The sequence below is a fragment of the Pseudomonas spirodelae genome (assembly GCF_034653255.1).
Lineage (GTDB): Bacteria > Pseudomonadota > Gammaproteobacteria > Pseudomonadales > Pseudomonadaceae > Aquipseudomonas > Aquipseudomonas spirodelae.
In genome coordinates, this window is the sequence record NZ_JAYEET010000036.1 from 158,447 (window position 1) to 170,907 (window position 12,461).

8 protein-coding genes are annotated in these 12,461 nt (G+C 55.1%); all 8 read left to right on the forward strand.

Annotated elements, in window-relative coordinates:
* Position 1: 1 nt before the first annotated feature.
* On the forward strand, positions 2–2,419 hold the full coding sequence (gene gyrB / locus SOP97_RS11520; protein ID WP_274088511.1) for a DNA topoisomerase (ATP-hydrolyzing) subunit B: 2,418 nt from the start codon (positions 2–4) through the stop codon (positions 2,417–2,419).
* 628 nt (positions 2,420–3,047) lie between these two features.
* Positions 3,048–4,658, forward strand: coding sequence for a type I restriction-modification system subunit M (locus SOP97_RS11525; protein WP_170050583.1), 1,611 nt, complete (start codon positions 3,048–3,050; stop codon positions 4,656–4,658).
* Positions 4,655–5,959 (forward strand): restriction endonuclease subunit S, encoded by a 1,305-nt coding sequence (locus tag SOP97_RS11530; RefSeq protein WP_170050584.1) that lies wholly within the window; start codon positions 4,655–4,657, stop codon positions 5,957–5,959. The genes SOP97_RS11525 and SOP97_RS11530 overlap by 4 nt, the downstream gene beginning before the upstream one ends.
* A 10-nt stretch (positions 5,960–5,969) precedes the next feature.
* Positions 5,970–6,854, forward strand: a complete 885-nt coding sequence (locus SOP97_RS11535) for an OST-HTH/LOTUS domain-containing protein (RefSeq protein ID WP_322949270.1) — start codon at positions 5,970–5,972, stop codon at positions 6,852–6,854.
* Positions 6,855–6,857: 3 nt separating this feature from the next.
* Positions 6,858–10,142 (forward strand): type I restriction endonuclease subunit R, encoded by a 3,285-nt coding sequence (locus SOP97_RS11540; protein WP_322949271.1) that lies wholly within the window; start codon positions 6,858–6,860, stop codon positions 10,140–10,142.
* A gap of 13 nt (positions 10,143–10,155) precedes the next feature.
* Positions 10,156–10,866 (forward strand): YgjP family zinc-dependent metalloprotease, encoded by a 711-nt coding sequence (locus tag SOP97_RS11545; RefSeq protein WP_322949272.1) that lies wholly within the window; start codon positions 10,156–10,158, stop codon positions 10,864–10,866.
* A 77-nt stretch (positions 10,867–10,943) separates the two neighbouring features.
* The gene (locus SOP97_RS11550) at positions 10,944–12,092 is read left to right on the forward strand and encodes a hypothetical protein (protein WP_322949273.1); all 1,149 of its coding nucleotides are present in this window, start codon (positions 10,944–10,946) and stop codon (positions 12,090–12,092) included.
* A 57-nt stretch (positions 12,093–12,149) separates the two neighbouring features.
* A partial coding sequence (locus SOP97_RS11555; RefSeq protein ID WP_322949274.1) for a transposase occupies positions 12,150–12,461 on the forward strand: 312 nt, incomplete at its 3' end.

Here is a 12,461-nt window from a genome sequence, read left to right on the forward strand (position 1 = left end):
CATGAGCGAAAACCAAACGTACGACTCCAATAACATTAAGGTCCTTAAGGGCCTGGATGCCGTACGCAAGCGGCCTGGTATGTACATCGGCGATACCGACGATGGCAGCGGTCTGCATCACATGGTGTTCGAGGTGGTCGACAACTCGATTGACGAGGCGTTGGCTGGGCATTGCAGCGAAATCACCATCACCATCCACCCGGATGAGTCGATCAGTGTGCGCGACAACGGTCGCGGTATTCCGGTGGATATCCACAAGGATGAAGGCGTTTCCGCGGCTGAAGTGATCATGACCGTGCTACACGCCGGCGGTAAGTTCGACGACAACAGCTATAAGGTTTCCGGTGGCCTTCACGGCGTAGGTGTTTCCGTTGTGAATGCATTGTCCAGAGAGTTGGTGATGACCATTCGCCGCGCTGGCAAGATCTGGGAGCAAACCTACGTACACGGCGTTCCGCAGGCACCCATTGCTCCTGTGGGCGATAGCGATACCACCGGTACGCAAATCCACTTCAAACCCTCTGAAGATACCTTTGCCAATATCCATTTCAGCTGGGATATCTTGGCCAAGCGTCTGCGCGAATTGTCGTTCCTCAACTCCGGCGTAGGTATCTTCCTTAAGGATGAGCGCAGCGGTAAGGAAGAGTTGTTCAAGTATGAAGGCGGTCTGCGTGCCTTCGTTGAATACCTCAACCAAAACAAAACGGCAGTAAACCAAGTTTTCCACTTCAGTATTCAACGTGAAGATGGCATTGGTGTCGAAGTGGCGCTGCAGTGGAACGACAGCTTCAACGAGAACCTGCTGTGCTTCACCAACAACATCCCGCAGCGTGACGGCGGTACCCACCTGGCGGGCTTCCGCTCGGCGCTAACCCGTAACCTGAATGCCTACATTGAGCAGGAAGGCCTGGCCAAGAAGCACAAGATCGCCACTACCGGTGACGATGCCCGTGAAGGCCTGACTGCGATTATTTCGGTTAAGGTTCCAGACCCAAAATTCAGCTCGCAGACCAAAGACAAGCTGGTTTCCAGCGAAGTCAAAACGGCGGTCGAGCAGGAGATGGGCAAGTACTTCTCTGACTTCCTGTTGGAAAACCCCAACGAAGCCAAGCTCGTGGTCGGCAAGATGATCGACGCCGCGCGTGCCCGTGAAGCTGCGCGTAAAGCCCGTGAAATGACTCGCCGTAAAGGTGCGCTGGATATCGCCGGCCTGCCAGGCAAACTGGCCGACTGCCAGGAGAAAGACCCTGCCCTTTCCGAACTTTATATCGTGGAAGGGGACTCCGCGGGCGGTTCTGCTAAGCAGGGCCGTAACCGCAAGACGCAGGCGATCCTGCCGCTCAAAGGCAAGATCCTCAACGTTGAGAAAGCCCGTTTCGACAAAATGATTTCCTCCCAGGAAGTCGGCACCCTGATCACTGCCCTGGGTTGCGGTATCGGTCGCGATGAATACAACATCGACAAGCTGCGCTATCACAACATCATCATCATGACCGACGCCGACGTCGACGGTTCGCACATCCGTACCCTGCTGCTGACCTTCTTCTTCCGTCAGCTGCCGGAGCTGGTTGAGCGTGGTTACATCTACATTGCCCAGCCGCCGCTGTATAAGGTTAAGAAGGGCAAGCAGGAGCAGTACATCAAAGACGATGAGGCCATGGAGGAATACATGACTCAATCGGCTTTGGAAGATGCCAGCCTGCACGTCAACGAAAGCGCCCCAGGCCTGTCCGGCAGTGCGCTGGAAACCCTGGTCAACGATTACCGCCTGGTGATGAAGACCCTCAATCGCTTGTCGCGTTTGTACCCGTTGGAGCTCACCGAGCACTTCGTCTACATCCCACGTGTTGAAGCCGAGCAATTGGCGGATAAAGAGGCCATGCAGCACTGGCTTGGCCTGCTCGACGCGCGCCTGAAAGGCATGGAGAAGTCGGGCCTGGTGTACAAAACCAGCCTGCACGAAGACCAGGAGCGTCATGTATGGCTACCGCAGGTTGAGTTGGTATCGCACGGCGTCTCCAGCTACATCATCTTCAACCGCGACTTCTTTGCCAGTAACGACTACAAAACCGTTACCACCTTGGGTGATCAGCTCAACAGCTTGCTGGAAGATGGTGCCTACGTGCAGCGTGGCGAGCGTAAGAAGGCAGTCACCACCTTCAAAGAGGCGCTGGCCTGGCTGATGGCTGAAAGCACCAAGCGTCACAGTATCCAGCGCTATAAAGGTCTCGGCGAAATGAACCCGGATCAACTCTGGGAAACCACTATGGACCCCGAAGTGCGCCGTATGCTCAAGGTGCGTATTGAAGACGCGATTGCTGCCGATCAGATCTTCAACACTTTGATGGGGGACGCTGTAGAACCGCGTAGAGACTTTATCGAAACCAACGCACTGGCGGTTTCCAACCTAGACTTCTAGCTTTTTGTCGACGGGCAGGTTAATTGTCATGATTGTGCGAGTTATTGTCATGACAAAATCTGTCACTACCCCGGCCTAGCGCCGGGGTTTTTCATTCTGGATCAGTGCTTTAGATGCAGCCTAGTAGTGTCCAGGAAGCGACGTATGTAGTGAAGCTACAGGGACAGCCCGGAAAATCTCGTTTTGAGAGTGAAAAAATATGGGAGATTTTTGGAGCGAATGGAGCGCGGCAATTTAAGCCGATCAAAACAGCGTCGCCCATCAGCCTTCAAAAATGGTGATATGGGTAGTCGAGTGCGACTGGCTTGCGGCTTCATCAAAACGAACTGCATGCTGAGCCACCCTGCCACCCTGCCACCCTGCCACCCTGTGTAGGTGGGCAAAGTTAATTGCCCATTCGGCCAAAGTTAAGCGGTTCGGTCAAAGTTAATGACCCACTGCCCTGCCAAGAAACCCCGGTTGACCGAAAGGTCTGCCGGGGTTTTGTCATTCATGGGAGGTTGATTTTTCGGGCTCCAAATGGCGACGACTTGTACAATCGAGCCCACTTTTTTCTGATGTGCCCATGTGTCATGGCAGCAATCGCCAGGTGCTGGGCGTCGTGCTTTTTATAGGGATTGATTTACCCATGGCTGACAAGCTGTCACTCGAAACGCTGGAGTCCTGGCTTTGGGAATCCGCGAACATTCTGCGCGGTTCCATCGACTCCTCCGACTTCAAGAACTACATCTTTGGCCTGCTCTTCCTCAAGCGTTACAACGACGTGTTCGACGAGCGTGTCACCAAGTTGATGAAGGACGAAAGCCTGAGCTACAGCAATGCCCAGGAAGAGATCGAGGACAAATGGGGCAAGTTCCCTATCAGTGCCCGCTGGTTCGATCTGATCTCGCGCACCGAGAACATTGGCGAAGCCTTAGATAAGGCTTTTGCCACCATCGAGGCCAACAACCCTGAGCTGCAACATGTACTGACTGCTACGCAGTATGGTGACAAACGTGTGCTGGCGGATGCCACATTGCAGCGCCTGCTGCGTCACTTTAACCAGTACAAGCTGGGCAATGACGACCTGTATAAGGCCGACATGCTGGGCGATGCCTACGAGTATCTGATCAAGCAGTTTGCTGACGATGCCGGCAAGAAAGGTGGTGAGTTCTATACGCCCAAGGCCGTGGTGCAATTGGTGGTTGAGCTAATTGACCCACAACCCGGCCACAGTGTGTATGACCCCACCTGTGGTAGTGGCGGCATGCTGGTTGAGAGCGCTCACCACGTGTCCCACCTTCCCAATGGCACCCTGATGGGCAAGCCTAATGTGCTGCTGTTCGGACAGGAAAAGAACCTGGGCACTTGGGCTATCGCTAAGCTCAACCTTTACCTGCACAACATGCATGCTGCTATTGAGCGCGGCGACACTTTGGTCGAGCCTAAGCACCTTGACGGCGATTATCTGAAGACCTTTGACCGGGTAATTGCCAACCCGCCGTTCTCGGCCAAGTCCTGGTGGGCACCGCTGGAGCTGAGCAACGAAAACGAGCAAGACAGTGGCAAGAAGCCCAAGGCCCCCAACTACAAGCAGGTCAGCGACCCTTATGGTCGGTTGATCTATGGCATCCCGCCACGGAGCTATGCCGACCTGGCTTTTGCTCAGCATATGCTGGCCAGCCTCAAGGCCGATGGACGCATGGGGATTATCCTGCCGCACGGAGTGCTGTTCCGCAGTGGTGAGGAAGGCAAGATTCGTGAGGGGCTGTTGTTCGGCACCGACGCCGCCAGCGGCAACCAGCCGGGAGACCTGATTGAAGCCATCGTAGGCCTACCCCCGGCGTTGTTCTACAACACCCCTATTCCGGCTTGCGTACTAATTCTGAACAAGCAGAAGCCGACGGCGCTCAAGGGCAAAGTCATCATCATTGATGCGAGCGCCGACTTTGGTAATGACAAGGTGCAGAATAGTCTGCGCGTTGAAGACGTCGCCCGTATCGTTAGCTCTCACAAGGCCGCGTTCGAGCAGCAGACCGAGGTAGAGAACTACTGCCGTGTCGTCACACTAGACGAAATCCGCAGCAACGACGGCAACCTCAACATCGCCCGATATATAGATAACGGCGAGACTGAAGAGACCGTCGATCTGGTCGAGACCTTGGCGGAACTAGCGGCATTGGTTGAGGAAGAGGAGCGGATTGACAGGCGTCTGAGCGGCTATCTGGCTGAGTTGGGGCTGCTGGAGGCTGAGGCATGAGTTTGGTGGGGAAGCCGGGGTACAGTGAGACCGCTCTCGGCTGGATGCCTACTGATTGGACGGCAACAACCCTCGGGGACGAGGTGGTATCAATTGTTGGCGGAGGAACCCCTTCCAAGGAGGTTGCCGATTATTGGGGGGGCAATATTCCGTGGGCAAGCGTCAAGGACTTGGTCGGTTCTCGATTGAGTAAAACCCAAGACTACATAACACCTCAAGCCATCAAGGGTAGCGCTACCAATCTGATACCAGCCGGTACGTTGATTACGCCAACCAGGATGGCGCTGGGCCGTGTCGCTATTTTCGACTGCGATGTTGCCATCAACCAAGACCTGAAAGCCATTTTTCCTAAGCCATCACTGAGGAAAGAGTTTCTTTTTTACTGGTTTCAGGATAACGCCGAGCGAATTGAGGCTGCGGGCACAGGTTCTACAGTCAAGGGGATTCGACTAGAGACGCTGCGTGAATTCGGATTGGCACTTCCTTCTCTTTCTGAACAGCAAAAAATCGCAGCCATCCTCACTTCGATGGACGACAAGCTCGACGTGATTGCTCGTCAGATCGAAGCCACCCAGACACTCAAGCAGGGCCTGATGCAAACCCTGTTCAGCCGGGGCGTGGGCACCCAAGATGTCAGCGGCCAGTGGGTGCTTCATTCGGAATTGAAAACTGTGCTGTCGCTGGACATTCCTGCCGCATGGGATGTAGTGCGGCTCGGCGATATTGCCCCGCTAATTCGACGACCAGTAGAAGTCCGTCCAGATGCGACTTACCCCGAGCTTGGACTACGTTCTTATGGAAAAGGGACATTCCATAAGCCAGCGCTGCTGGGCTCTGAGGTTGGTAACAAGCGGTTATTTGAAATCAAAGCTGGAGACCTCCTGTTTTCAAATGTGTTTGCATGGGAAGGTGCCGTAGCAGTAGCAAAGCCCGAAGATGATGGTCGTTATGGTTCGCATAGGTACATCACATGCAACGTGGACAAATCTCTGGCCGATACTTCCTATATCTATAGATACTTGATCACACCAGCTGGAATCACCTCGCTTTCGTTGGCCTCTCCAGGTGGGGCTGGTCGAAACAAAACGCTTGGATTGAGCGCGTTGGCCAACATCACTATTCCTCTGCCGCCGTTAGCTGAGCAGCAGAAAGTTAGTCAGATTCTCGATGGCGTTGACGCCAAACTTCAGGTGCTTGAAGCGAAGCAATGTGCTGTTAAATCCATTAAGCGCGGCTTGATGCAAAAACTGCTAACCGGCGAATGGCGGGTCAAGCTCGACAGCTCTACCGGTACAACCTGAGTCTTTCTTCATGGACGAAATCATCCCCCTGCCCTCGGATCCTGTGCCTGACCTTCAGCGCACCGTGCAGCGCAAGCTCGGGCGCTGCATGTTGCAGTTGCAGCAGTATGAGCGGTTGCTGAAGGCTATGGTGGCCCATAGCGAGTTGAGTGGCCCTCCGGAACGACTTCAGGCGATTCGCGACGAGAAGGTTGCCTGTGCCCATAAGAAAACCTTGGGCACCTTGGTGGGGATGCTGACCGAAAGCTATCTCAAGCTGCCGGACTTAGCTGGTGAGCCAGAGCAGGCTGAACCTATTGATCAGGTATGGGTTAGCTTTCGATGTCAGATGGAATTACCTGAGGAGCACTACGCCGAAACCAAGGCAGCACTCAAGGAGCTGGTCGACCTACGTAATGAGTTGGTACACCACTTTCTTCAGCGATTCGACCTTTGGAGTGTCGATGGCTGCATAGCCGCCGAGTCTTATCTCGATGAAAGTAACGAAACGATTGACGGCCATTACCTGACGCTTCGCGATTGGGCTAAATCCATGGATGAAGCCCGGCAGCAGATGGTGTCGTTTATGCAGACCCCGGAGTACAGGGATTTCGTTATCAACGGTATTGGGCCGGATGGCACCGTACATTGGGCTGGCAGCGGTATAACTAATTGCTTGCGTGAAGCGGAAACCAAGCTGGCTCAGGCTGGGTGGACACCACTTTTCGAAGCCATTCACTGGATTGCCAAGACCTATCCCGAGCAGACGCCCAAGCACTATGGCTGCGGAAGCTGGCGTCATGTCATCCATGCGTCGCAGCAGTTTGAAATTCGTAAGCAAAGCCAAGCCGATAATGGCGCTACGGTGGTTTGGTATCGCAGTCGTCCGAGGGAAACCTCCAAGGAACAGGAGTAAGCAATGAGCCAGTCACCAGAGAAAGTCGGGGTCGAGCTGCCCGCTATCAACTGGCTGATTAAGTTGGGCTACATCCATCTGCCCGGTAGCCAGGTACAGGTTGAGCATCGTCACCTGGCTCCGGTACTGGACGATGTGTTGCAGGCTCGGCTGTTGATCCTCAACCCATGGCTGGCGAGCGCGCCTGGCGGCATCAGTGCAGCGCTGATCGAGCTACGCAAACGCGTCAATGATGAGCTGTTGCCCGCCAACAAGACTTTCTGGGAACAGGTGGTGCATCGTTCGGATATCCAGGTGAAGGACGTCGAGGGTAAGCCGCGCAGCGTGCGCTTCTTCGACGCCAGCGATGCCAGCAACAACGACTTCCATGTGGTCGATCAGTACGTGGGGCGCAATGCGGATGGGGATATTTTCCGGCCTGATCTGCTGCTGTTTGTGAATGGCTTGCCGCTGGCTATCATCGAATGCAAAGCCAGCCATCACCGCCTCGATGAAGCCCTGGGCCAATTGGATGGTTATCAAAGCACCTTCCCAACCCAGTTTGTATTCAACCAGGTCTGTGTTGGGTTGAATCGGCGTGAAGGGCTATATGGCGCGATTCTGACCAAACCTGCGTATTACGCCCGCTATCGGTTGCAGGCGCAGGAGACTGCGGCTATTGCTGCCCTTTTAGGCGATGCTCCCAGTGAGCAAGAAAACGTGCTGTGGGCACTGTTCGAGCCGAGCCGCTTCCTGCAACTGATCACCCATTTTGTGCTGTTCGAAACCCGCGACGGCAAGACGGTGAAGAAACTGCCGCGCTATCAACAATGGCGGGCCGTGCGCAAAACGGTGGATCGGCTGTGCGCGCCGAAACCTATGGGCGGCGTTGTTTGGCATACTCAGGGTAGCGGCAAGTCCCTGACCATGGCTCTGCTCGCGCGCATGCTGCGGGCCGATAGCACTGGGTTAAACAACCCTACCGTGTTGGTGCTGACCGACCGTAAAGACCTCGATAAGCAGATCTTCGACACCTTCCATGCGGTGGGCATCAATGCCATTCAGGCCGTGTCGGTTGATGGCCTGCTGAAGATGCTGTCCAACGACTACGGCAGCGTGTTCACCAGCACCGTGCAGAAGTTCCAGGAGAACGATCAGCCCACTGAGAAGGCTGCCGAGACGCCAGACGAAGAAGATGATGCCCTGCAAGCGACCCGCCACCGGCGGATTCGTGAGGAGAAGGACTTCTTCATCGTGCATGAGCGCAATGTCCGCCACCTGGAGGTGGATGAGAGCGGTGTTCCGGTTAAGGCCAAGTGGGAAGAAATCAGCCGGGAAAAGGTGCACTTCCGAGTGCTGAGCACCAAGCCAAATTTCTATGTGCTGGTCGATGAAGCTCACCGTAGCCAGTACGACTTCCTCGCAGCCTTTATGCGCGCCAGCTTGCCGAACGCAAGGTTTATTGCGTTTACCGGCACACCTTTGCTGCAAGAGGACAAACACACGCTGGGCGAGTTTGGCGGTGGCGAGTACATCGACGAATACCGCCTGCATGAAGCGGTAGCGGATGGCGCAACTCTGCCGATCAAATACCAGGATGCCTGGGTAGCGCTTTCGGCTAATGCTGATCTGGATGCCGCGTTCAAAGAGCAGTTTTCTGACCAGAGTGAAGTTCGCCAGCACGAGCTGAAGCGTGAGCTGCTGCGCCGCTGGCGTCAGGCCGGTGACCGTATGGAGCAGGTCGCCGAGCATCTGGTCGAGCATTTTCTCGGTAGCGTAAAGGCCAAAGGTTTGAAGGCCATGCTGGTATGCGATGGCCGCGATATGGCGGTGCGCTACAAGGATCTGCTCGATGCAATCATGGTCGAGCGGGCACAAAAAGGGCTGCCGACCTTTGATAGCAAGGTGGTTATTTCCCTGGCCAGCATCACCTCTTCCCGTACGGGCGCTTCTGCCATGGAAGAGGCGGCAGCGTACGAGATAGAGGCCGACAAAATTCGCAGCATTGAGGAGCGGGTCAAGGCCGAGGTGAAAGCCGGAAAGACTCCGGTTGCAATGCCTTCCGAGCAGATTGGTAACTTTGTCAGCAAGCTATTTCCCCTCCCCTACGGTGAAGAGACTAAGGGGCTAGATGGTAAGCCGCAGGCGAACAACGTCGGGCTGATCATCGTTTCAGACATGCTGCTGACGGGGTGGGATGCCCCGATTGTTGGCACCATGTACCTCGACAAGCCGCTTAAGGAACACACTCTGTTGCAGGCTATTGCACGGGTGAACCGCACCTTGCCCGGCAAAAATGCCGGTTACATTGTGGATTACCACGGAGTGGTCGATCACCTTGATCATGCGCTGAAGATTTATGGCGGAGACGTGAAGCCTTCGCAGGTCTGGGAAGGTGTCGAAACCGAACTGCCCAAGCTGCAAGCCACACTCGACCGCGTCCTAAAGCTGCTGCCGAAAAAGCATGACCCGGTGGCGCAGCGTGAGGCCTACAAAGACGATGCCGAGCGTTTCCTTGATCCTGCAACCCGACTGGACATGGTCGAAGAGTTCCTCGACCTAGTGAAGCAGTTCAACCGCTCAGTGGACATCATCCTGCCGGATGTTCGCGGTGTTCCTTTCAAGCCCTACTTCACCCTGTTAGGTGAGATACGTCTGATGCTGCGGGACAAACTGCCAGGCAGTACCTACAAAGAGCGCATCACCAAGCTGGAGTCCGCAATGCTGCAACAGCTGCTGGATGAGTACATCGCGGCCAGCCCGGCGAAGAGCCTGCTGGGTCATGAGGTGTCGATTCTGGATGCCAGCGATATGGAGCGTTTGAAGAAACTGGCCAGCCCCGGTAGCCGCGCCCTGGTGATGAAAAACCAGCTGAAGCAGACCATCGTCACCGGCAAGGACAAAGACCCAGCATTCTTCAACAAGATCGCAGAGGAGCTGGCAAAGCTGCTTGAGGAGGAAAAGGCGGGTCGCATTACCCAGGCCAAGTTCCTGGAGCAGCTGGAGCTGTTCAGCCAGCGGATTCAGGACAAGGACAACACCGGTTTTAACAAGCCTGCGCATTCAGCGGTGTATCACTACCTTGCAGAGTTACTGGCTGAAGACACGGCAAGAGTGGCGACGACCAAGCTGTTTGAAGATGAAATGCTGAGTCGTGCGCTGGCGACTGAAAACTGGAAGAAAATGCCGGATACGCACCCAGATTTTAAAGATCACCTTCGCGGGGTATTGATGCCCCTGGCTGGCTGGGAACGCTCAGTAGCGCGTGATCACGCTAAGCGAATCTTCGATATCCTGCTGAAAAACTAACGCGGCGTTACCCATGCCAGTATTGAATTACGGCCAAACAGCTATCGAGTGGTACTTTCAGCTCGATAGCAAACTCAAGCGCCATTACGTGACCGTAGAACGTGGGCGGGCCGTTCTATTGCGCGGGCCGCTGGTGGGTGAGCCTGAGCAAGAAGCTCTGGTGCTGCGTCGTGCACGCTGGATTCGTGAAAAGCTGGCACAGGTGAATCAGCCCCTGGCCAGCGAGCCCATTGTGACGGGTAGCCGCCTACGCTATGCCGGGCGTACGTACTTCACCGAGGTGCGGCATACGCCGGATATCCCCAAGCCCCGACTCACCTTCACAGCCTCGCGCTTTATCGTGGATAGCCCGGATGGGGCAAGCATCCTGCCCGATGTGCTGATGCCATTGCTTGAGCGGTTCTACCGGGATCGTGCTCATGAGAAGTTGTTGGTACGAGTCCGTCACTGGCAGCGAGAAACCGGGCTTCAGGCAAATGGTGCTCGAATCCGCCACTTCCAAAGCCGCTGGGCCAGCTGCGATGCGAACAACACCCTGGAGTTTCATCCTCGGGTGATGGAGCTACCGGCCAGCGTGCAGGACTATGTCATTGTCCATGAGCTGTGCCATACGGTGGAAAAGAACCACACCAAAGCATTCTGGGCGCTGGTGGCCAGCCATATGCCGGATTGGCAGAGGCAGCACCAGGTGTTGGAGCGGGCTGCTTTTGGGGATGCGGTTTGATCTTCAGATAGCCTTTTTGACCATGCGCTAAGCAGATTGGGTTTAGACCTCTGAAATAGTTTTGACTAGGGATGCTCATGGAAGAGAAAACAGCGTGGGAGTCGGCGGTCGAGGTTGAGGCTAAAACAGACTCTGAGCGTTATTTGGCAAAGCTGGCCCGCAGAGCATTCCTCAGTCTTTGGAGCTATTCCAATGTGCACACCGATGAGGGGCGTACGCAGGGAAAAGGCGATGGCAAAGAGTTGTGTGATCTCTTGGTTGTCTTTGGCAATCATGTCCTGATTTTTTCTGACAAAGCCTGTGCGTTTCCCAAGCATCCAGATACACAGGTCGCCTGGGGGCGCTGGTACAAAAGCGCAGTTGAAAAATCAGTACGCCAGCTCACGGGGGCAGAGAGTTTTTTAAAATCTCATCCAGGGCGTATTTTTCTGGATAAAGATTGCTCAGTTCCTTTCCCCTTCCAGTTGCCTGATCCAGCCGCCGCAACATTTCATCTAATTGCGGTGACGAGAGGGTCTCATGCTGCTGCTCATGCGTTTTGGGAGAAGCAAAGCTCTGGCAGCTTGATGATTGATACCAGCCTTGATGGACGTGCGCATTTGCAGGCCCCGTTTCGTATCGGCTGGCCTGTGGGGAAGAAGCGGTTTGTCCATGTGCTGGATGAAATGGCGTTGGACATAATCCTTGAGGAATTCGATACCGTTCCCGACTTAATCGCGTACTTTAAGGCCAAGGAACGCTTTTTAACCTCCGTGCCGATAGTCACTGTTTCGGGTGAAGAACAACTGGTTGCTCGTTTTCAAATGAGCTTCGAGGGAGGGCAGCATGTCCTACCTGAAGTCCCAGATGGGGTTGATTTCGTAGCCCTCATGGAAGGTGACTGGGAGCAGTATTGCGTCAGCCAGGAGCGGGCTGCTCGCTGCCAGGCAGATGCGGGTAGCTATATGTGGGATGCGCTTATCGAGTATCAGAGCGGTTTCATTCGGTCTGGTCAGGCGGGATCCCCATTCTTCGAGAGCGCTTCAGTTGATGACCACGAACGTGTGGTGCGAGCGATGGCGAGCGAGACGCGCTTTTCCAGGCGAATACTTTCGGAGGCATTTAGGTATGCACTGAACCAGTCTAACCCTGGGCATAAATTTGCCAGAATTATGCCCAGTGCTACCTACCCCAATCGCTTGTATGTGTTTCTGACGCTCCCAAGGGGGCCCCCGGTGTCAGGCTAGTTGTCGCCTGAGCTGATTTATCAAAACGATAGATCGGGGGCGTCAAAGAGAGCTGTAATGTCGAGCTATTCACCTGAGCGTAAAGCGGCCCTTATCCGTAAATTACTGCCGCCGCAAAACATGTCCGTGGCCGAGTTGTCGCGCCAAGAAGGCATCTCCCAAGCCACCCTGTATGCTTGGCGCACAAAGCTCAAAGCAGGAGGCGCGGTAGTGCCCGGAGACAAGAACAACGCCGATGACTGGCCGGCCGAAGCTAAGTTTGCGGCTGTGCTACATGCCGCTGCCTTGAGCGAGATCGAGCTCAGCGAATACTGCCGCAGCAAGGGCTTGTACCCCGAGCAAATCAGCGCGTGGCGCCAAGCCTGCATC

Excerpts from the sequence above, each read along its gene's own strand:
- SOP97_RS11550 (WP_322949273.1), top strand. The coding sequence starts at position 10,944 with ATGGAAGAGAAAACAGCGTGGGAGTCGGCGGTCGAGGTTGAGGCTAAA.
- SOP97_RS11535 (WP_322949270.1), top strand. The coding sequence starts at position 5,970 with ATGGACGAAATCATCCCCCTGCCCTCGGATCCTGTGCCTGACCTTCAG.
- SOP97_RS11530 (WP_170050584.1), top strand. The coding sequence starts at position 4,655 with ATGAGTTTGGTGGGGAAGCCGGGGTACAGTGAGACCGCTCTCGGCTGG.
- gyrB (WP_274088511.1), top strand. The coding sequence starts at position 2 with ATGAGCGAAAACCAAACGTACGACTCCAATAACATTAAGGTCCTTAAG.
- SOP97_RS11540 (WP_322949271.1), top strand. The coding sequence starts at position 6,858 with ATGAGCCAGTCACCAGAGAAAGTCGGGGTCGAGCTGCCCGCTATCAAC.
- SOP97_RS11525 (WP_170050583.1), top strand. The coding sequence starts at position 3,048 with ATGGCTGACAAGCTGTCACTCGAAACGCTGGAGTCCTGGCTTTGGGAA.
- SOP97_RS11545 (WP_322949272.1), top strand. The coding sequence starts at position 10,156 with ATGCCAGTATTGAATTACGGCCAAACAGCTATCGAGTGGTACTTTCAG.